Source organism: Streptomyces microflavus, assembly GCF_014650075.1.
GTDB classification, from domain to species: Bacteria; Actinomycetota; Actinomycetes; order Streptomycetales; family Streptomycetaceae; genus Streptomyces; species Streptomyces microflavus.
In genome coordinates this window covers 203,639-223,515 of record NZ_BMUG01000004.1, presented here as the reverse complement: position 1 = coordinate 223,515, position 19,877 = coordinate 203,639, and the positions used below count along the sequence as shown (strand labels likewise).

The 19,877-nt window shown below is 69.5% G+C and carries 19 protein-coding genes; 4 read left to right on the top strand and 15 right to left on the bottom strand.

Translation table 11 applies throughout. From position 1 onward, the window contains the following. Positions 1-25: 25 nt before the first annotated feature. The 3 genes from IE264_RS13340 to IE264_RS13330 all read right to left on the bottom strand — a co-directional run bounded on the left by IE264_RS13340 (position 26) and on the right by IE264_RS13330 (position 4,227). The gene (locus tag IE264_RS13340) at positions 26-2,560 is read right to left on the bottom strand and encodes an ATP-binding protein (RefSeq protein ID WP_032758596.1); all 2,535 of its coding nucleotides are present in this window, start codon (positions 2,558-2,560) and stop codon (positions 26-28) included. Positions 2,561-2,829: 269 nt separating this feature from the next. Continuing rightward, entirely contained in the window at positions 2,830-3,153 is a 324-nt protein-coding gene (locus IE264_RS13335) for an STAS domain-containing protein (protein ID WP_015611389.1), read from the bottom strand. Positions 3,154-3,378: 225 nt separating this feature from the next. Continuing rightward, a complete protein-coding gene (locus tag IE264_RS13330) occupies positions 3,379-4,227 on the bottom strand; it encodes a 3-hydroxyacyl-CoA dehydrogenase family protein (RefSeq protein ID WP_015611388.1) in 849 nt (282 codons plus the stop codon). 219 nt (positions 4,228-4,446) lie between these two features. Between IE264_RS13330 and IE264_RS13325 the strand changes: the two genes are divergently transcribed. Further along, positions 4,447-5,019: a cob(I)yrinic acid a,c-diamide adenosyltransferase gene (locus IE264_RS13325; protein ID WP_015611387.1), complete on the top strand. Its 573-nt coding sequence runs from the start codon at positions 4,447-4,449 to the stop codon at positions 5,017-5,019. A gap of 4 nt (positions 5,020-5,023) precedes the next feature. Here the strand turns inward: IE264_RS13325 and IE264_RS13320 are convergent, their stop codons facing one another. Continuing rightward, positions 5,024-5,596, bottom strand: coding sequence for a hypothetical protein (locus IE264_RS13320; RefSeq protein WP_032758594.1), 573 nt, complete (start codon positions 5,594-5,596; stop codon positions 5,024-5,026). Positions 5,597-5,746: 150 nt separating this feature from the next. Here IE264_RS13320 and IE264_RS13315 point away from each other — a divergent pair, with 150 nt between their 5' ends. From IE264_RS13315 to IE264_RS13305, 3 genes are all read left to right on the top strand, one after another. Then, positions 5,747-6,946, top strand: a complete 1,200-nt coding sequence (locus tag IE264_RS13315; protein WP_032758593.1) for a sensor histidine kinase — start codon at positions 5,747-5,749, stop codon at positions 6,944-6,946. Further along, positions 6,943-7,593 carry a response regulator gene (locus tag IE264_RS13310; RefSeq protein ID WP_032758592.1) on the top strand — a complete coding sequence of 217 codons (651 nt, stop codon included), beginning with the start codon at positions 6,943-6,945 and terminating at the stop codon, positions 7,591-7,593. The genes IE264_RS13315 and IE264_RS13310 overlap by 4 nt, the downstream gene beginning before the upstream one ends. 235 nt (positions 7,594-7,828) lie before the next feature. Continuing rightward, positions 7,829-9,703, top strand: coding sequence for a glycoside hydrolase family 18 chitinase (locus tag IE264_RS13305; protein ID WP_032758590.1), 1,875 nt, complete (start codon positions 7,829-7,831; stop codon positions 9,701-9,703). A 127-nt stretch (positions 9,704-9,830) separates the two neighbouring features. On the opposite strand, the gene IE264_RS13300 is transcribed toward IE264_RS13305, so the two are convergent. The 11 genes from IE264_RS13300 to IE264_RS13250 form a co-directional block, all read right to left on the bottom strand. Next, a complete protein-coding gene (locus IE264_RS13300; protein ID WP_031122931.1) occupies positions 9,831-10,277 on the bottom strand; it encodes a DUF2550 domain-containing protein in 447 nt (148 codons plus the stop codon). 142 nt (positions 10,278-10,419) lie between these two features. Further along, entirely contained in the window at positions 10,420-10,794 is a 375-nt protein-coding gene (locus IE264_RS13295) for a F0F1 ATP synthase subunit epsilon (RefSeq protein ID WP_015611381.1), read from the bottom strand. A gap of 109 nt (positions 10,795-10,903) precedes the next feature. Further along, positions 10,904-12,346 carry a F0F1 ATP synthase subunit beta gene (gene atpD / locus IE264_RS13290; RefSeq protein WP_015611380.1) on the bottom strand — a complete coding sequence of 481 codons (1,443 nt, stop codon included), beginning with the start codon at positions 12,344-12,346 and terminating at the stop codon, positions 10,904-10,906. Beyond that, entirely contained in the window at positions 12,346-13,263 is a 918-nt protein-coding gene (locus IE264_RS13285; protein ID WP_015611379.1) for a F0F1 ATP synthase subunit gamma, read from the bottom strand. Before IE264_RS13285 ends, atpD begins: the two co-directional genes overlap by 1 nt. 3 nt (positions 13,264-13,266) lie before the next feature. Beyond that, a complete protein-coding gene (gene atpA, locus IE264_RS13280) occupies positions 13,267-14,838 on the bottom strand; it encodes a F0F1 ATP synthase subunit alpha (RefSeq protein ID WP_015611378.1) in 1,572 nt (523 codons plus the stop codon). A 135-nt stretch (positions 14,839-14,973) separates the two neighbouring features. Then, the gene (locus tag IE264_RS13275) at positions 14,974-15,789 is read right to left on the bottom strand and encodes a F0F1 ATP synthase subunit delta (protein ID WP_032758589.1); all 816 of its coding nucleotides are present in this window, start codon (positions 15,787-15,789) and stop codon (positions 14,974-14,976) included. Next, positions 15,786-16,322 (bottom strand): F0F1 ATP synthase subunit B, encoded by a 537-nt coding sequence (locus IE264_RS13270; RefSeq protein WP_032758587.1) that lies wholly within the window; start codon positions 16,320-16,322, stop codon positions 15,786-15,788. The genes IE264_RS13275 and IE264_RS13270 overlap by 4 nt, the downstream gene beginning before the upstream one ends. Positions 16,323-16,359: 37 nt before the next feature. Beyond that, positions 16,360-16,596 (bottom strand): ATP synthase F0 subunit C, encoded by a 237-nt coding sequence (atpE, locus tag IE264_RS13265; RefSeq protein WP_003966254.1) that lies wholly within the window; start codon positions 16,594-16,596, stop codon positions 16,360-16,362. 94 nt (positions 16,597-16,690) lie between these two features. Beyond that, positions 16,691-17,518, bottom strand: a complete 828-nt coding sequence (gene atpB / locus IE264_RS13260) for a F0F1 ATP synthase subunit A (protein ID WP_032758586.1) — start codon at positions 17,516-17,518, stop codon at positions 16,691-16,693. A gap of 200 nt (positions 17,519-17,718) precedes the next feature. Then, on the bottom strand, positions 17,719-18,159 hold the full coding sequence (locus IE264_RS13255; protein WP_032758585.1) for a Cg1360 family ATP-synthase-associated protein: 441 nt from the start codon (positions 18,157-18,159) through the stop codon (positions 17,719-17,721). A 267-nt stretch (positions 18,160-18,426) separates the two neighbouring features. Next, positions 18,427-19,815 carry an MraY family glycosyltransferase gene (locus IE264_RS13250; RefSeq protein ID WP_032758583.1) on the bottom strand — a complete coding sequence of 463 codons (1,389 nt, stop codon included), beginning with the start codon at positions 19,813-19,815 and terminating at the stop codon, positions 18,427-18,429. Positions 19,816-19,877: the final 62 nt, after the last annotated feature.

Below are 19,877 nucleotides of genomic sequence, written 5' to 3'. Positions count from 1 at the left end.
TGCGGGGTGCCCGGCTTCCGTGTGTTCAGGCCGCAGCCTCGGTGGGGTCGTCGCTCTCCGCCGGGGCGTCGGCACTGGCACTGGCACTGGCCGACTCGGCGGGGCCGCTGGCGGAGGAGGAGGTGTCCGGGGGGTCCGGGGTTTCCGTGGGGGTTGTCTCCGACGGAGTCGGCTCCGGCTCCGACTCCGACTCGCTGGGCGTCGCGCTCGGGCCGGTGCTCGTGCTCTGCGAGGGCTTGGGCGGGGTCTTGGTCGGGGAGGGCCCACCTGACGTGCTGCTGCTCGGGTCGCCCGACGGCTCACCCGTGCCCGGTGAGCTGCCGTCCGGCGACGAGGGGCCCGGGGAGGGCGAGCCGGAGGTGCTGGGCGTGGCGGATTCCGAGGAGCCCGGGGTGGTGGGCGCCTCGTTGCCGGGGGCACCGTCGTCCGGCGCGGGGCCGTCGTCCGGCTCGTCGGCCGGGGAGCCGTCGTCGGTGGCGTCCTCGGGGGACGACTGCTCGGTGGTGACGTTGCGGCTGCCCGGCTCCTCGGGGTCGCCCGCGGTGAGGCCGAGGGTGACGACGGTGCCGAGCACGGCGATCAGCAGCGCGCCCGCGCCCGCGGCGGCCAGGTTGCGCCGGGCGCCGCCCAGGACCGCGCGCCCGCCGCCCGGCTTCGGTGCGGGGATGCGGGGGGCGGTGGCGGGCAGCGAGGAGATGAGGGTGGGGTCCTCCTCGACCGTCTGCCGGGCGAAGAGCGGAGGACCGGGGAACGCGGCCGACGGCGTACCGGGAAGGAGGTCCTGGCGTACGGCGGGCACCTCGTCGCCCACCTGGGACCGGACCGGGGTTTCGAGGCCGCCGGAGCGGTCCGCGACCAGGGCGAGGGCGCGGCGGCCGGCCACCGCCCCGGACTTGTCGGCGAGCGCGCCGCGCATGGAGATCGAGGTCTCCAGCTCCGTACGGGCCCGGTCGAGGTTTCCGGAACAGAGGGCGAGGATGCCCAACTCGTGGTGGAAGTAGGCCTCCTCGGCGACCTCACCGGCGATCCTGGCGGCCTCCTGGCCGGCCCTGAGCGCCTTCTCCCAGGCGCCCCAGGCGATCCCTGCCGCGAGGGCGGGAGCGGCGCTGCGGGCCAGCAGGACGGCCGCGCTGGCCTGGCCCGCCTCGGCGTCGGGGATCAGGCGGCCCATGGCGGCGACGATCGCGTCGGCCTCGGCGACGGCCCGCTGCGGGGTGACCGAGGGGTGCGAGACCCACCAGGCGTAGTGCTGGGCGGCGGTACGGGCGTGGGTGGCCGCGCTCTCCGCGTAGCCGCCGGCCTCCAGCTGGGCGAGGACACCGGCGGCGAGCCGGTAGCGGGGGCCCGCCGGGGAGAGCAGTCCGCACCCCGCGAGTTCGCCGAGGGCGGCGTCCGCGTGGGTGTCGCCCACGAGGGCCGGCAGATGGGCCTGGTGCGGCACCTCGCCGCCGAGCGCGACGGTGAAGCGCAGGGTCTCGCGGGCCGCCTCGCTGAGCCGGGAGGCGAGCAGGACGGCGGGCGCCGCCCCCTCGCCGAGGCTCGGCAGCGGCACGTCCAGCGTCTCGGCGGTGGGCGCTTCGGGGACCGGCGGCGCGTCGCCCGGGCGTGGCTCGAAGTAGTCGTACTCGTCGAAGGCTTCGGGGTCGGTGTTCAGCCGGTCGCGCTGGCGCAGCAGCGATCCGGCCTGGACGAAGCGGAGCGGCAGCCCCTCGGACTCGAACCAGAGGTCGCCCGCCCAGTTCCGCTCGTCCTCGGTGAGGGGGCGCTCGACGACCTTCTCCAGGAGCTCCAGGGAGGCGGAGCGGCCGAGGCCCGCGAGGAGGACCTCCTCCAGGTGGGCGTCGATGCCGGGGGCGGTGAGGTCGGGCGCGGTCCCGAGGAGGAAGGCGCACTCGGGGGTGGCTTCGAGGAGTTCGTCGAGGGCGGCCCCGCCGATCTCCAGGTCGTCGATGACGACGACGGCACCGATGGAGCGGACGAGGGCGAGCAGCTCCTGGGGCTCCGGGCGGTGCAGCGGGGAGCGGTGAACCGCGTCGAAGAGGCCGTACAGCAGGTCGGCGGTGGTGCGCCGGTGGCCGTTGAGGCGGACGACGCCGTCGGGGGCCAGGTCCGTGCAGTCGGCGGCGACGGCGTCCAGGAGAGCGGTGCGGCCGGAGCCGGCCTGGCCGGTGAGCCGGACGCTGCGGCCGCGGGCCAGCAGGCCCACCAGCCGCTCGTGCTCCTGGTGGCGCTCCAGCAGGGGGAGCTGCGGGCCGGGAGGGCCCGCCGGGACGGGTGGTGCGCCGGCGCGCTCGTGGTCGGCGCGTTCGGCGGGGGTGCGGCGGACGGGTGCGTCGGGCTGCGAGCCGGGCGGGCAGGTCTCGACCTCGCTGCCGTCCACGGGGTTGACCGTGAGCAGGAGGTCGCCGACCGTGAGCTGGACGATCCGGACCTGCTTCGGTGTCGGCTGGCCGAAGTCGGCGCTGCCGGACTCGCGGGACGGCCGGCGCCGGCCGTCGGAGTCGTCAGCGCCGTCGGAGTGTCGCCCGTACTCTTCCGGCCCCTGGTGTGTCGGGTCCATCGATAAGTCCCCCAGACGCGTCGCGCTCGGTTGCCCCTCCGGCCTCACACGCCCCGCTGTCGCTTCCGGTCCGGTGTCTGCCTCGGGTGGGTGTCATGGGGCAGACGGCCGAACCCTAGACCTTCGCACAGTATCCACGCACGGGCGGGGTGCCATGCCGTCCGGGACGTCACATTCCGGTGAGGATTGCGCGTCTTCTGCCGCTGGGTGCGGTCCGTCCGGAGTCGGACGCGCGGCGGCGGAACGATTCCGTCCGGGTCCGTCCGGGCTCAGACGCGCGGCAGCGATTCGGCGGCGATCCCGCCCTCGATCGCCAGGATGCGGTGCAGCCGGGTGGCCACCAGGAGGCGCTGCATCTGCGGCGGGACACCGCGCAGCACGAGGCGGCGTCCGGCCCGGCCCGCTCTGCGGTGGGCTCCCATGATGACGCCGAGTCCGGTGGCGTCCCAGGAATTCAGCTCGGTCAGGTCCAGCACGAGATCGCCGACTCCGTCGTCGACGGCCGAGTGGAGGACCGTACGGGCGTCCGCCGCGCTTCGGACGTCGAGGCGGCCCCCGACGACCAGCTCGGCGTGGTCGCCCCTGATATGCATATGCGCTCCCCTGCTGTTGCTCCGTAGCGAGGTCCGTCTGTCTCTTCTGTCTCTTTCACAACTGACTGCCGCAACGACAGGGAAGTTGCCGTCTGTAAGCGAACCGATACCGAATTCACTCGGTGGAGTGACGTCGGTTCGCCGGAGACCGGGCACTGCCGGGTACACTCCCCGGCTCCCCGGCCCCGACGGCGGCGGGCCGGCGGGCCGGGGGTGCGGCTGCCGTCAGTACGTGTAGAAGCCCTGCCCGCTCTTGCGCCCGATGTCACCTGCGTCGACCATCCGGCGCATCAGCTCGGGGGCGGCGAACTTCTCGTCCTGGGACTCGGTGTAGATGTTGCCGGTGGCGTGGAGCAGGATGTCGACGCCGGTCAGGTCGGCCGTGGCGAGCGGGCCCATGGCGTGGCCGAACCCCAGCTTGCAGGCGGTGTCGATGTCCTCGGCCGTGGCCACGCCCGACTCGTACAGCTTCGCGGCCTCGACGACGAGCGCCGAGATGAGCCGGGTGGTGACGAAGCCCGCCACATCGCGGTTGACGACGATGCAGGTCTTGCCGACCGACTCGGCGAACTCCCGTGCGGTGGCGAGGGTTTCGTCGCTGGTCTTGTAGCCGCGCACCAGCTCGCAGAGCTGCATCATCGGGACCGGCGAGAAGAAGTGGACGCCGACGACGCGCTCCGGACGCTCCGTCACGGCCGCGATCTTGGTGATCGGGATGGCGGAGGTGTTCGAGGCCAGCACGGTGTTCTCGCCGACGACCTTGTCCAGGGCGCGGAAGATCTCGTGCTTGACCTCCAGCTTCTCGAAGACCGCCTCCACGACGATGTCCACGTCCGCGACGGCGTCGAGCTCGGTGGTCGTGGTGATGCGCGCGAGGGCGGCCTCGGCGTCGGACGCCTCCAGCTTGCCCTTGGAGACGAACCGGTCGTACGAGGCCTTGATGCCGTCCAGTCCGCGGGTCAGCGCGGCGTCGGTGACATCCCGCAGCACGACGTCCCAGCCCGCCTGGGCGGAGACCTGCGCGATCCCGGATCCCATGAGTCCGGCCCCGATGACGGCGAGCTTCCTGGCCACGTTCGCACCCCTTGTTCTCTGTCCGCGTCCACGTCCGCACGGGCGGCATTTCGCAACGGCTCTTCTTATGCTCTCCGGCGGAGATTAGTACTCGCCGGGGGCGCTGGGGCCCTGAAGAGATGCGCGTCACGTCTCGAATGACGGACATCACACCGGGACGCTTCATTCGGCTCCGCGCCGCGCGTAGTTGAGGCCCCGGAGGCTAACTAGGCTGGCCCCATGGTCAATCTGACGCGCATCTACACCCGGACCGGCGACCAGGGCACCACGGCCCTCGGCGATATGAGCCGCACCGCCAAGACCGATCTGCGGATCGCGGCGTACGCGGACGCCAACGAGGCCAACGCGGTGATCGGGACCGCCGTGGCGCTGGGGCAGCTGTCCGAGGACGTGGTGAAGGTCCTCGTACGGGTCCAGAACGACCTCTTCGACGTGGGCGCCGACCTGTCCACCCCGGTGGTGGAGGAGCCGAAGTACCCGCCGCTGCGGGTCGAGCAGTCCTACATCGACAAGCTGGAGGCGGACTGCGACCGCTTCCTGGAGGAGCTGGAGAAGCTCCGCAGCTTCATCCTTCCCGGGGGTACGCCGGGGGCCGCGCTGCTCCACCAGGCGTGCACCGTGGTCCGGCGCGCCGAGCGGTCCACCTGGGCGGCGCTGGAGGTGCACGGCGAGGTGATGAACGCCCTGACCGCCACCTATCTCAACCGTCTCTCCGACCTCCTGTTCATCCTGGCGCGGAGCGCGAACAAGGAGGTCGGGGACGTGCTGTGGGTGCCGGGCGGTGAGCGCTAGATACCTAGAGCCTGTCGGCGGGCTCCCGTTCCGCGGCGGCGTCCTTCGGGGCCTGCTTCGGGAAGAGCGTGTAGCCCGCGGCGATGATCAGGTTGATGCCGATCACCAGGCCCATCTTCTGCTGCCAGCCCTGCAGCGAGGCGGTCCCGTCGCCCGGGCCGACGTACCAGATCGCCGCCTGGAGCAGGCCCAGCGCGACCACCGCGGCGAGGATCCAGCGGACGGCCGTGCGCCACTCGTGGGCGGCGCGGGCCATCCCGTACTTCGGCGGCTTCACCGGCGGCGGGCCGCCGAACCAGCGGTGGGCGACCCGGGCGTCGACCCACTTGATGGTGTGATGGCCGAGGCCCACGGTGAAACCGATGTAGACGGCGGCCAGACCGTGCTTCCAGTCGGGCTCGGCCCCGTTCCTCAGGTCGATCACCGTCACCACCAGCAGCACCACCTCCAGCAGCGGCTCGCAGAGCAGTACGGCCGCGCCGAGCCTCGGCTTCCTCGCGACGTACCGCAGTGCCAGCCCGGCGGCCAGCAGCACCCAGAAAGCGACCTCACAGAACACGACCAGAACGGCGATCACGGCTCTCTCCTCCCGTTGTCCTCCAGCCTCCCGGCCGCCGGGCGGCGGGGCGTCGTCAGCAGTGACGAAACGGGACTGCATCCTTCGATGTAGCCGCGCATCGGTCTGCGAAGGGAGGCCCGGCGGCGGCGGTGCGTGTTGGATGGAGGGGTGTTCACCTCGATCCGCCCCCACCGCGACGACGTGGCCCTCGCCGTCTCCGGGCTGCTCGGCGGGGTGCTCCTGTGGCTCCTCGGCCTGCACACCCAGGGCGGCCGCCCCTTCTCGGCACCCTGGATCACCCTCGTACCGCTGACCGTGATGGCCGCGATGGAGCTGCTGCGCCGCAGCGCCCCGCGGACGGCGCTGATCGTCGGCACGCTCGCGCTGATCGCGGACCAGTTCACCCGGGGCAGCCTGGCGACCATCCTGATGTTCACGGACGTCATGTACGCGGCCGTGCTCTACGGGACCCCGGCCGCGGCCCGCCGGATCCCGGTGGCCACGCTCCTGATCACCGTCGCGTCCACCATCGGCTTCCTGGCCTGGTTCCGTACCCCCGAGGCGCTGCTGATCGGTGTCGTCACGGGGCTGATCTCCTTCATCCCCGCGATCACCGGTGTCAGCGTGCGCAACCACCGCACCGCCGCCGACGCCGCCCGGCTGGCCGCCCGGCAGACCGCGCGGCTGGCCGAGATGGACCGGACGCAGGCGGTGATCGCCGAGCGGGCCAGGATGGCCCGGGAGCTGCACGACATGGTGGCCAACCACCTCTCCGCCGTCGCGATCCACTCCACGGCGGCCCTGTCCATCGACGACCCGGAGACCTCGCGGCGCGCCCTCAAGGTGATCCGGGAGAACAGCGTCGAGGGGCTCGCGGAGATGCGCCGGCTGATCGGGCTGCTGCGCGAGGGCGGCGAGGACGGTGCCCCGGCCGCCGCACCGACGCTCGCCTCCCTGGACGCCCTGGTCGAGCAGGCGAACGGGAACGGCGCATCCAGCGGGCTGGTCTGCGTACTGGAGGACACCCGGGCGGAGGCCGCCGTTCCGCTGCCGACGCCGGTCGAGCTGGCGGCGTACCGGATCGTGCAGGAGTCCCTGACCAACGCCCTCAAGCACGCGGCGCCGGGCCCGGTGACCGTGCGGCTCGACCTCGCCGGTGAGGTGCTGGCGGTCGAGGTGACCAGTGCGTTCGGCAGCCGGCCGGGGCCCACGGCGCCGGGTTCGGGGGCCGGTCTGGTGGGGATGCGGGAGCGGGTGGCGCTGCTCGGCGGGACGTTCGGCGCGGGGGCCGAGGCGGACGGCGAGGGCACGAAGATCTGGCGGGTACGGGCCGAACTGCCCGCGACGGAAGGAACGATGAGGAAATGACGATCCGGGTGGTGGTGGCTGAGGACCAGGCGGCCGTGCGGGCGGGGCTGGTGCTGATCCTCTCCAGCGCGCCGGACATCGAGGTCGTCGGGGAGGCGGGGGACGGCGAGGCGGCGGTGCGCCTGGCGCGTGAACTCCGGCCGGATCTCGTCCTGATGGATGTGCAGATGCCGCGGCTGGACGGGGTGTCGGCGACCCGGCAGGTGGTGGCGGAGGAGCTGGCGGACGTCCTCGTGCTGACCACGTTCGATCTGGACGAGTACGTCTTCGGGGCGCTGCGGGCCGGGGCGTCGGGCTTCCTGCTGAAGAACACCGATGCCCGCGATCTGCTGGAGGCGGTACGGACGGTGGCGCGCGGCGAGGGGCTGATCGCCCCGGCCGTGACCCGGCGGCTGATCGCGGAGTTCGCCGGAGCGCGGACCGTACGGACGGCGGGTGCGGCCGATCCGGCGGTGCTGGACGCCCTGACCCGGCGCGAGCGGGAGGTGCTGGGGTGTCTCGGCGAGGGGCTGTCGAACGCGGAGATCGCGTTGCGGCTCTCGATGGCGGAGGCGACGGTGAAGACGCACGTCAGCAGATTGCTGGCCAAGCTGGGGCTGCGGAGCAGGGTCCAGGCGGCCGTGCTGGCACAGGAGTTGGGGGTCTGACCCCGGGGCGGGTCCTGGTCGCGGCCCGGGGCCTTCGTCGGCCGGATTCCGGTCCGATTTCGGGCCGGTTCCGGCCTTCGATCTTTGGTCCAGACCTCTTGACGATTGGTCCAGACCTTCCTAATGTCACCCAACACACACTGCGGTGAGTACGAGAGCACCCGTACTCAGGGCGGCGCAGGGTTTGCAGTCCACGAATTACCCCCGTTTGCTGGACCTCACCCGAGGAGCACCGTTGAGCACTCAAGCCCCCCAACGCCGTTCCAGATTCAGATGGATACCCACCCGGAGCGGCAGATCCAAGGTCGTCGCCGGCCTCACCGCACTCGTCGTCCCGCTGGCCGCGATGGTGGGACTGGCCTCCCCCGCATCGGCCGCCGCGTCGGCCACCGCCACGTACACCAAGAAGTCGGACTGGGGCAGCGGCTTCGAGGGCCAGTGGACGGTGAAGAACACCGGCACCACCGCGCTCTCCTCCTGGACCATCGAGTGGGACTTCCCCTCGGGCACCTCGGTCGGCTCGGCCTGGGACGCCACCGTCACCAGCGCCGGTACCCACTGGACCGCCAAGAACCTCAGCTGGAACGGGACGGTGGCCCCCGGCGCCAGCGTCAGCTTCGGCTTCAACGGCTCCGGCCCCGGCGCCCCCAGCGGCTGCAAGCTGAACGGCGCCTCCTGTGACGGCTCCACCGTCCCCGGCGACAACCCGCCCTCGGCCCCCGGCACCCCGACCACCAGCGATGTCACCAACACCTCGGTGAAGCTCAGCTGGAGCGCGGCCACCGACGACAAGGGCGTCAAGAACTACGACGTCCTGCGCAACGGCGCCAAGATCGCCACGGTCACCGGCACCACGTACACCAACACCGGACTGACCGCCGGCACCGACTACACGTACGCGGTCCAGGCCCGGGACACCATCGACCAGCTCGGTCCCATCTCGGCCTCCGTCTCGGTCCGCACCACCGGTGGTGGCGGCGGCGAGCCGCCCGTCGGCGACAAGATCAACCTGGGCTACTTCACCAACTGGGGCGTCTACGGGCGCAACTACCACGTCAAGAACCTGGTGACGTCCGGCTCCGCGGCGAAGATCACGCACATCAACTACGCCTTCGGCAACGTGCAGAACGGCCGGTGCACCATCGGTGACTCCTACGCCGACTACGACAAGGCGTACACCGCCGACCAGTCCGTCGACGGCGTCGCCGACACCTGGGACCAGCCCCTGCGCGGCAACTTCAACCAGCTGCGCAAGCTGAAGGCCAAGTACCCGCACATCAAGGTCCTCTGGTCGTTCGGCGGCTGGACCTGGTCCGGTGGCTTCCCCCAGGCCGCGCAGAACCCCGCCGCCTTCGCCCAGTCCTGCTACGACCTGGTCGAGGACCCCCGCTGGGCCGATGTCTTCGACGGCATCGACCTCGACTGGGAGTACCCCAACGCCTGCGGTCTGACCTGTGACACCAGCGGCCCGGCCGCGCTCAAGAACCTCGCCTCCGCCGTGAAGACGAAGTTCGGTGCGGGCAACCTGGTCACCGCCGCCATCACCGCGGACGGCTCGGCCGGCGGCAAGATCGACGCCGCCGACTACGCGGGCGCCGCCCAGTCCTTCGACTGGTACAACGTGATGACGTACGACTTCTTCGGCGCCTGGGCGGCCAAGGGCCCGACGGCCCCGCACTCGCCGCTGAACCCGTACACCGGCATCCCGCAGGAGGGCTTCACCTCCGCCGACGCCATCGCCAAGCTGAAGGCCAAGGGCGTCCCGGCCAAGAAGCTGCTCCTCGGCATCGGCTTCTACGGCCGCGGCTGGACCGGCGTCACCCAGTCCGCCCCCGGCGGCACGGCGACCGGCGCGGCCTCCGGCACGTACGAGGCGGGCATCGAGGACTACAAGGTCCTGAAGAACACCTGCCCGGCCACCGGCACCATCGCCGGCACGGCCTACGCGCACTGCGGCACCAACTGGTGGAGCTACGACACCCCGGCCACCATCGGCTCCAAGATGAGCTGGGCGAAGAGCCAGGGCCTGGGAGGCGCGTTCTTCTGGGAGTTCTCCGGTGACACCGCCAACGGCGAACTGGTGAGCGCGATCAACGGCGGCCTCCAGTAACACCGACGGCCATCCCCACGCCGTAACGGCAAGCACCACCCCGGAAAAGCGCCGGGGAGACGGGTCCGCCCCCCGTCTCCCCGGTTTTTCGCTGTGTACGAACGCGGCCTGCGGCGACCGCACGCCCTTACGCCACGTTGACCCGCTGGCCGGGCGGCGCCGCCTCCAGCCAGGCGAGGAAGCCGGTCAGGGCGTCCTCGCTCATCGCCAGCTCCAGGCGCGTCCCCCGGTGGAGACAGCCGAGCACGACGGAGTCGGACAGGAGCGCGAGCTCCTCCTCACCCTCCGGCAGCCGGCGGGCGATCACCTCGATCGCAGAACGCTCCAGGCCCCGGCGGGGGCGAGGAGCGTAGGAGAAGACACGGAACCAGTCGACGCGGTCGCCGCTGTAGCGGGCGACCCCGTAGACCCAGCCTTTGCCCGAGGGGTCCGGCTCTTCGGAGACGTCCCAGCGGAGGCTGCAGTCGAAAGTGCCTCCGGACCGCTGGATCAGCCGCCGGCGCAGACCGAAGACGAACAGCCCCACCAGGACCAGCACGACGACCGATGCGCCCACCCACAACGCGAGGACCATCTCCACCGACCTCCTCGCATCGTCGAGTAACGGATAACGAACCGAATCGAACTGAATTGCACCTGCATCGCCTCAGCCGCGACACGGCTGGATATATCCAGCTCGGGCCGCGGCTGAGTAAAAACTTCACTCCGTGGGGGTGCTAGTGCACCGCCACCGCACGCAGACGGATCTCGGCGCGCCGCTCGGCGGCAGCGTCGGCATCCGACTTGGCGCGCTCCAGCGCACGCTCGGCGCGCTGGACATCGATCTCGTCCGCCAGCTCGACGATCTCGGCCAGCAGCGAAAGCTTGTTGTCCGCGAACGAGATGAAACCACCGTGCACGGCAGCGATGACGGTACCGCCCTCGCTCGTGCGGATCGTCACCGGGCCCGATTCCAGCACACCGAGAAGCGGCTGGTGACCGGGCATGATGCCGATGTCGCCGGACGTGGTTCGCGCGACGACCAGGGTGGCCTCGCCGGACCAGACACTACGGTCCGCGGCGACCAGCTCGACATGCAGCTCAGCAGCCAAGGGGGCTCCTCGGGTCACCACCCGGCCGCCCGGCCGGGTGTCGGTTCAATTCTACGGGGCGTGGTGAGGGGGGTGGGACCAGACCCACCCCCCTCGGTGAGCCGGAGGCTCAGGAGACGCCGAGCTCCTTGGCCTTCGCCTTGAGGTCGTCCAGGCCACCGCACATGAAGAACGCCTGCTCGGGGAAGTGGTCGTAGTCCCCGTCGCAGATCGCGTTGAACGCGGTGATCGACTCGTCGAGCGGCACGTCCGAACCGTCCAGGCCGGTGAACTGCTTGGCGGCGTGGGTGTTCTGCGACAGGAAGCGCTCGACGCGACGGGCACGGTGGACAACGAGCTTGTCCTCCTCGCCCAGCTCGTCGATACCGAGGATCGCGATGATGTCCTGGAGGTCCTTGTACTTCTGCAGGATCCCCTTGACGCGGCTGGCCGTGTCGTAGTGCTCCTGCGTGATGTAACGCGGGTCCAGGATGCGGGACGTCGAGTCCAGCGGGTCCACGGCCGGGTAGATGCCCTTCTCGGAGATCGGACGGGAGAGAACCGTCGTCGCGTCGAGGTGGGCGAACGTGGTGGCCGGGGCCGGGTCGGTCAGGTCGTCCGCGGGGACGTAGATCGCCTGCATCGAGGTGATCGAGTGACCACGCGTCGAGGTGATGCGCTCCTGGAGCACACCCATCTCGTCGGCCAGGGTCGGCTGGTAACCCACTGCGGACGGCATACGGCCGAGCAGCGTGGAGACCTCGGAGCCGGCCTGCGTGAAGCGGAAGATGTTGTCGATGAAGAGCAGCACGTCCTGCTTCTGCACATCGCGGAAGTACTCCGCCATGGTCAGGGCGGACAGGGCCACGCGCAGACGCGTCCCCGGCGGCTCGTCCATCTGGCCGAAGACGAGCGCGGTCTTCTCCAGAACGCCCGACTCGGTCATCTCGTCGATGAGGTCGTTGCCCTCACGGGTGCGCTCGCCGACACCGGCGAACACCGACACACCGTCGTGCAGCTTCGCCACACGCATGATCATTTCCTGGATGAGGACCGTCTTGCCGACGCCCGCACCACCGAACAGACCGATCTTGCCGCCCTTGACGTACGGGGTCAGCAGGTCGACGACCTTCAGGCCGGTCTCGAACATCTCGGTCTTGGACTCGAGCTGGTCGAAGGCCGGGGCCTTGCGGTGGATCGGCCAGCGCTCGGTGATCTGCGCCTCGGCCTCCGGCTCGTTCAGGATCTGACCGAGGGTGTTGAACACCTTGCCCTTGGTGATGTCACCGACGGGGACGGTGATGCCCTTGCCCGTGTCGGTCACCGCAGCCTGGCGGACCAGGCCGTCGGTGGGCTGCATGGAGATCGCCCGGACCACGCCGTCACCCAGGTGCTGGGCGACTTCGAGGGTCAGCGTCTTGCGGGCGCCGGCCTCGGCCGGGTCGTCCACGTCGACGTGAAGGGCGTTGTAGATCTCCGGCATCGCGTCGACGGGGAACTCCACGTCGACGACCGGGCCGATGACCCGGGCGACGCGGCCCGTGGCAGCGGCCGTCTCAACAGTGGTCGTCATTACTTGTCACTCCCCGCGGTCGCGTCGGCCAGAGCACTGGCACCGCCGACGATCTCGCTGATTTCCTGGGTGATTTCGGCCTGGCGGGCCGCGTTGGCAAGCCGGGAGAGGCTCTTGATGAGATCCCCGGCGTTGTCGGTGGCCGACTTCATCGCGCGACGGCGGGCAGCGTGCTCGGAAGCGGCTGCCTGCAGCAGTGCGTTGTAGATACGGCTCTCGACGTAGCGCGGCAGAAGAGCGTCGAGGACGTCCTCGGCCGACGGCTCGAACTCGAACAGCGGGAGGATCTCGCCCTTGCGGGTGCTCTCCTCCGCGACCTTGTCGAGCGAAAGCGGCAGCATCCGGTCGTCGACGGCGTTCTGCGTCATCATCGACACGAATTCCGTGAAAACGATGTGCAGCTCGTCGACGCCGCCCTCGGCCGTCTCCTTCTGGATGGCCTCGATCAACGGGGCGGCGACGCGCTTGGCATCGGAGTACGCCGGGTTGTCGGTGAAGCCCGTCCAGAATTCCTCGACCTTGCGCTCGCGGAAGCCGTAGTACGCGACACCCTTGCGGCCGACGATGTACGTGTCGACCTCCTTGCCCTCACCGGCAAGGCGCTCCCGCAGCCGCTCCGCGGCCTTGATGGCGTTGGAGGAGTAGCCGCCGGCCAGACCGCGGTCGCTCGTGACGAGCAGGACCGCGGCGCGGGTCGGGGCTTCGGCCTCGGTGGTGAGCGGGTGCTTGGCGCTGGAGCCGGTCGCCACCGCGGTCACCGCACGGGTGAGCTCGGTCGCGTACGGCATGGACGCCGCCACCTTGCGCTGCGCCTTGACGATGCGCGAGGCGGCGATCATCTCCATCGCCTTGGTGATCTTCTTGGTCGCGGTGACGGCTTGGATGCGGCGCTTGTAAACGCGAAGCTGAGCGCCCATCGATCAGCCCTCGCCCAGAAGCTTGCCGTCCGAGGTCTCGAACTGCTGCTTGAAGGCGGCGATCGCGTCGGCGATCGACTGCAGCGTGTCGTCGGACATCTTGCCGCCCTCGGCGATGCTGGTCAGGAGGTCCTTGCGCTCACGGCGCAGGTACTCCAGCAGCTCGGCCTCGAAGCGACGGATGTCCTCGACCGGGACGTCGTCCATCTTGCCCGTGGTACCGGCCCAGACGGAGACGACCTGCTCCTCCATCGGGAACGGGGCGTACTGGGGCTGCTTCAGCAGCTCGACCATGCGCTTACCGCGCTCCAGCGAAGCCTTCGAGGCCGCGTCCAGGTCGGAACCGAAGGCGGCGAACGCCTCCAGCTCGCGGTACTGGGCGAGGTCCACGCGGAGCCGGCCGGAGACCTGCTTCATGGCCTTGTGCTGGGCGGAGCCACCGACTCGGGAGACCGAGATACCGACGTTGAGCGCCGGACGCTGACCCGCGTTGAACAGGTCGGACTCCAGGAAGCACTGGCCGTCGGTGATGGAGATGACGTTGGTCGGGATGAACGCCGACACGTCGTTCGCCTTGGTCTCGACGATCGGGAGGCCCGTCATCGAACCGGCACCCATCTCGTCGGAGAGCTTGGCGCAGCGCTCCAGCAGACGCGAGTGCAGGTAGAAGACGTCACCCGGGTAGGCCTCACGGCCCGGCGGGCGGCGCAGCAGCAGGGACACGGCGCGGTAGGCGTCGGCCTGCTTCGAGAGGTCGTCGAAGATGATCAGGACGTGCTTGCCCTGGTACATCCAGTGCTGGCCGATGGCCGAACCGGTGTACGGCGCCAGGTACTTGAAGCCGGCCGGGTCGGACGCCGGGGCGGCGACGATGGTCGTGTACTCCAGCGCGCCGGCCTCTTCGAGCGCACCACGCACGGAGGCGATGGTGGAGCCCTTCTGACCGATGGCGACGTAGATGCAGCGCACCTGCTTGTTCACGTCGCCCGAGCGCCAGTTGTCGCGCTGGTTGATGATCGTGTCGACGGCCAGAGCGGTCTTACCCGTCTGACGGTCGCCGATGATCAGCTGACGCTGGCCGCGGCCGATCGGCACCATGGCGTCGACGGCCTTGTAGCCGGTCTGCATCGGCTCGTGCACCGACTTGCGGACCATGACGCCAGGGGCCTGCAGCTCGAGGGCGCGGCGGCCGTCGGTCGCGATCTCGCCGAGACCGTCGATCGGCTGGCCGAGCGGGTCGACGACGCGGCCGAGGTAGCCCTCGCCGACGCCGACGGAGAGCACCTCACCGGTGCGCTGCACCGGCTGGCCCTCCTCGATACCGCTGAACTCGCCGAGGACGATCGCACCGATCTCGCGCTCCTCGAGGTTGAGGGCGAGACCGAGGGTGCCGTCCTCGAACTTCAGCAGCTCGTTCGCCATGGCGGAGGGCAGGCCCTCCACCTTCGCGATGCCGTCGCCGGCAACGCTGACCGTACCGACCTCCTCGCGCGAGGCCGCGTCCGGCTTGTACGACTGGACAAAGTTCTCCAGCGCATCCCGGATCTCCTCCGGCCGGATCGTGAGCTCCGCCATCTGGGTTCCCTGCTCTCCTTGTTGGGCCCGAAGTTTCTTAAGGGGGTCTGGGGGCCGACCCCCAGGAATCTTCTGCAATTTCTGCACGGCCCAACCGGGCCGCTGGTCTTGCTTGGTCTTCTGCGCTGAGCTGTGTCAGCCGGCCATGCGGCGGGTCGCCTCTTCGAGGCGCTCCGCGACGGTGCCGTTGATGATCTCGTCACCGACGCGCACCGAGATCCCGCCGAGGACCGAGGGGTCCACGTCCAGGTTCAGGTGCATCTCGCGGCCGTACAGCTTCGCCAGGGCGGCGCCGAGGCGCTGCTTCTGCCGGTCGCTGAGCGGCACCGCCGAAGTGACGATCGCGACCGTGCGGTCGCGGCGGTCCGCGGCGAGCTTGGACAGGGATTCGAGTCCTGCTTCCAGGCTACGTCCCCGCGGCTGGGTCACCAGGCGGACGATGACCCGCTCGGTGGCCGGCTGTGCCTTTCCGCCAAGCAGGCTGCGCAGCAGCTCGCTCTTGGCGGCGGTGGTGGCCGTACGGCTGGTGAGTGCGGAACGCAGCTCCGTGTCGGAGCCGACGATCCGGCCGAACCGGAACAGCTCGTCCTCGACGTCGTCGAGAGCGCCGGTGCGCTGGGCCGCGGTGAGGTCTGCGGTGTTCGCCAGCTCCTCGACCGAGTCCACCAGGTCACGCGACTGCGACCAGCGGGAGCGGACCAGCCCGGAGACCAGGTCGACGGCTTCGCCGCTGACCTGACCGCTGAGCAGGCGCGCGACCAGCTCGGCCTTGCTCTCGCCGCTCTGGGCCGGGTCCGTGAGAACCCGGCGCAGGGAAACCTCGCGGTGGAGCAGCGCGGTGACCGATGCCAGATCCTCGGCGAGGGCCGCCGCGTCGACCGACGTGTTGTCGGTCAGCGCGTCGAGCCGCTCGCGTGCGGCGGCCAGTGCCTCGCGGCTCGCGCCGTTCATCGGGCAGCCTCGGCCTTCGCCTCGAGCTCGTCGAGGAAACGGTCGACGGTGCCGCTCTGCCGGGCGTGGTCCTGGAGGGACTCCCCGACGAGCTTGCCGGCCAGGTCGGTGGCGAGCTTGCCCACGTCCTGACGCAGCGCGGAGGCAGCGGCCTTGCGGTCGGCCTCGATCTGGGTGTGGCCGGCGGCGATGATCTCTTCGCGCTGCCGCTGACCTTCCGCCTTCATCTCCTGGATGATGACGGCACCCTGCTCCTGCGCCTCCTGGCGCAGACGAGCGGCCTCGTGGCGGGCCTCGGCGAGCTGAGCCTTGTACTGCTCAAGAACGCTCTGCGCCTCGGTCTGAGCCGCTTCGGCCTTCTCGATGCCACCTTCGATCGCCTCGCGACGCTCTTCCAGGGTCTTGTTGATCACCGGAAGCAGCTTCTTCGAGAAGACGAAGAAGACGATGCCGAAGCAGATCAAGCCGATGACGATCTCGGGCCACACCGGGAGCAGAGGGCTCTGCGCTTCCTCGGCTGCCAGGTACATCATGGTGGACCTTTCGTCGAATGGAGCTACAGGCACAACGTCACTTGACGATGAACGGGACGACGAAGCCGATCAGGGCCAGGGCCTCGACGACGGCGAAGCCGAGCAGCATGTTCTGGCGGATGAGGCCGGCAGCCTCGGGCTGGCGGGCGATGGCCTGCACACCGTTACCGAAGATGATGCCGATGCCGATACCGGGGCCGATCGCGGCGAGGCCGTAGCCGATGGTGCCGACGTTGCCGTTCACGGCCGCGAGGGTCTCGAAAGCAGCAGACATGTCTGTGGTTCCTTCTCTTGGTGGGACCGGTGGAAATGGTCTTCGCACCGGGCGTCTGGGGAGCTGAGGGTCGTAGCCGGGGGGCCGGCGGTTCTCAGTGGGCTTCTTCGAGCGCCTGGGACAGGTACGTGGCGGTCAGCACGGTGAACACGTAGGCCTGGAGGGCCTGGATGAACATCTCGAACACGGTGAGGACCAGCGTCATGACGAACGACGCGGAGGCGTAGACCGTGCCCAGGACGGTGCCGAGCATGTACCAGGTGGCGATCGTGAAGATCAGGATCAGGATGTGGCCCGCGAACATGTTCGCGAAGAGTCGTACCGCCAGCGTGAACGGCCGGACGAAGACGTTGGAGATGAACTCCAGCGGCGTCAGCAGGACGTAGATGGGCTTGGGCAGACCACTCGGGACGCAGAGGTTGCGAATGCCTCCGACGAATCCGTTCGACCGGAACGTCACCGTCATGTACGTCACCCAGACCACCAGGGCCAGGCCGACGGGGTAGGCGATGATCGAGCTGACCGGGAACTGGGCGAGCGGAATGATGGCCCAGAGGTTCAGGATCCACACGAAGAAGAACAGCGAGACCAGCAGAGGGACGAAGGGCTCGCCCTTCTTGCCGATGACCTCACGGGCGATACCGCGGTGGACGAAGTCGTACAGCGCCTCGGCAACCATCTGGAGCTTGCCCGGGACGACCTTCGGCTTCGAGAAACCGGCCCAGAAGAAGGCCAGGATCGCGAAGGTTCCGATGATCGCGAGCAGCATGGGCTTGTTGAACTCGACAGGCCCGATGGTGAAGAGCGGCTCGAAGAGGAACGACCACACACTGGGAGCCTGGAATCCGCATCCCTGGAACAAGTGGCAGTCAGTCTCGAAAGCGAGCGTCTGGGCGTCAGTCACCAAGAGCTCCTTCTGCATGGCGCATGGATGCGGCTACCTCGTTGTGTCGGAGCGGCGGGTGGCCGCAGGTCGGCACCGGACTGGTTCTTACGGTGAGGAGGCGGCGGCCGGGCCCGAAGCCTCGCGATGAATCAAGCGACCGCCCTGTTGCCCGCGCTCGCACTACCGCAACCGAGACCGGACGATAGCAGCACGTCGAACACGGCTTTATTCCGGCCCTACTCGTCACGATCTCCCCCAGCTCCACCCGGTCGGTTCCGGGTGTCCGCGTCGGGGTCGACGTAGAGGGTCTTGCTCCGCGCGTGCAGCACTGCCTGCGTGGTGATCCACGCGATCACGGCTGCGACCAGCGAGAGGGCGAAGACCTGAAGATCGAAGAGAGAAGTGTTCCGGATGCTCAGGATGAAGATGAGCAGGAGCACGAGTTGGGCCGAGTAAATCATCAGCCCCATGCCCTGGAACAGGTGAGGCATGTTCTTGCCGACCCAGTTGAGGGCCAGCAGTCCGAGCGTCATGAAGACGATCACGACCACGCAGCCGACCGCGGCACCGATCGCCCCCTCGCCACCGGCGAGCAGCCCGCCGACAAGCGTGGCGATGGCTCCCACCACGGCGGTGGGGGTGGCGATGCGCAGTAGTTCGCGCATGTCGGACTGCATGGCGGCAGCTCCACTGGTCTGAGAGGAGGAATGGGGCGTCGTCATGGACGAGCGTAGGCCCGGTCCGCGAGGCGGTTTACCAGGCCAAAGGACCGTCTCACTAGGGTCCTTCGGCTCCGTCACCGGGTCTCGTGAACGGTATCACAAACTATTTGATGAGGTCTTTACCTGGAAAGTGTGCCAACTGTCACACATGAGAGTTACTCCGCGCGTGTGTGCACGACAAGCCGGTGCAATGTCTGGTAATGCGCCACAGCATCCGAATCGTCAGCGCGAGGAGTCGATGGGGCGCCGCTCAGGAAAACGCGAACGGGCGCCGATCGCGGTCGCCCCGTTGACGCCGGACACCCCGACCGCCACGGGGGCCCGTTCGGGGCCCTCCTCGCCCATCTGAGCGTCTGCCGGGCCCTGTTGGGCCCCGGAACCCACGGTCGCCGGCTTCTCGTCGTACGAGGGCGACGATGCCTGCCCCGTCGCCCGGTGGCGGTAGCGCGGCGGCACGAAGCGGTTGGCCCAGTGCGGGGCGCGCGGGGTGAAGCGGGGCATCAGCAACAGGACCAGGCCCACCGCGCTCGCCGCGACGATGACGAAGACGATCCACATCGAGGCCGAGTGCACCGAGTAGCCGACGGCGCCGAAGGCGATGAGGGCCGACCAGAAGTACATGATCAGCACGGCCCGGCTGTGCGAGTGGCCGATCTCCAGCAGGCGGTGGTGCAGGTGACCGCGGTCGGCGGCGAACGGCGACTGGCCGTTCCAGGTGCGCCGGACGATGGCGAGGATCAGGTCGGCGGCCGGGATGGCGATGATCGTCAGCGGCAGCAGCAGCGGGATGAAGACGGGCAGCATCGCGTGGGTGGCCCCGCGCTCACTGCCTTCGAAGATCCGCATCGTGTCGGGGTCGACCTGACCAGTGACCGAGATCGCCGCGGCAGCCAGCACCAGCCCGATCAACATGGAGCCGGAATCGCCCATGAAGATCCGGGCGGGGTGCATGTTGTGCGGCAGGAAACCGAGGCACATGCCCATCAGGATCGCGGTGAAGAGCGTCGCGGGGGCGGCCGCCTCGATCATGTTCCCGAACCAGAGACGGTAGGCATAGAGGAAGAACGCCGCCGAGGCGATGCAGACCATCCCGGCCGCGAGCCCGTCCAGGCCGTCGACGAAGTTGACCGCGTTGATCGTGACGACGACCAGCGCGACTGTGAGGAGTGTGCCCTGCCACTGAGTGAGGGCGACCGTGCCGACACCGGGGATCGGCAGCCACAGAATCGTGAGCCCCTGGATGACCATGACGGCGGCGGCGATCATCTGGGCGCCCAGCTTGATCAGCGCGTCCAGCTCGAACTTGTCGTCGAGGACACCGATCAGCCAGATCAGGGCAGCGCCGGAGAGCAACGCCCGTGGTTCGTTGGAGAGTTCGAAGACGCTCTTCAGGTTGTGGAGATGGTCGGCGACGATCAGACCCGCACACAGCCCGCCGAACATGGCGATCCCACCGAGCCGGGGTGTCGGCTCCCGGTGGACGTCGCGCGCACGGATCGCGGGCATCGCCCCGACCGCGATGGCGAACTTACGCACCGGTCCGGTCAGCAGATAGGTCACCGCCGCCGTGACACAGAGCGTCAGCAGGTAATCACGCACGGGCTGCCCCACAGAATTCGCCGGCCATCCAAACCCCACACCCTAGTCTCTGAAACAAGGACTCCACGGTACGG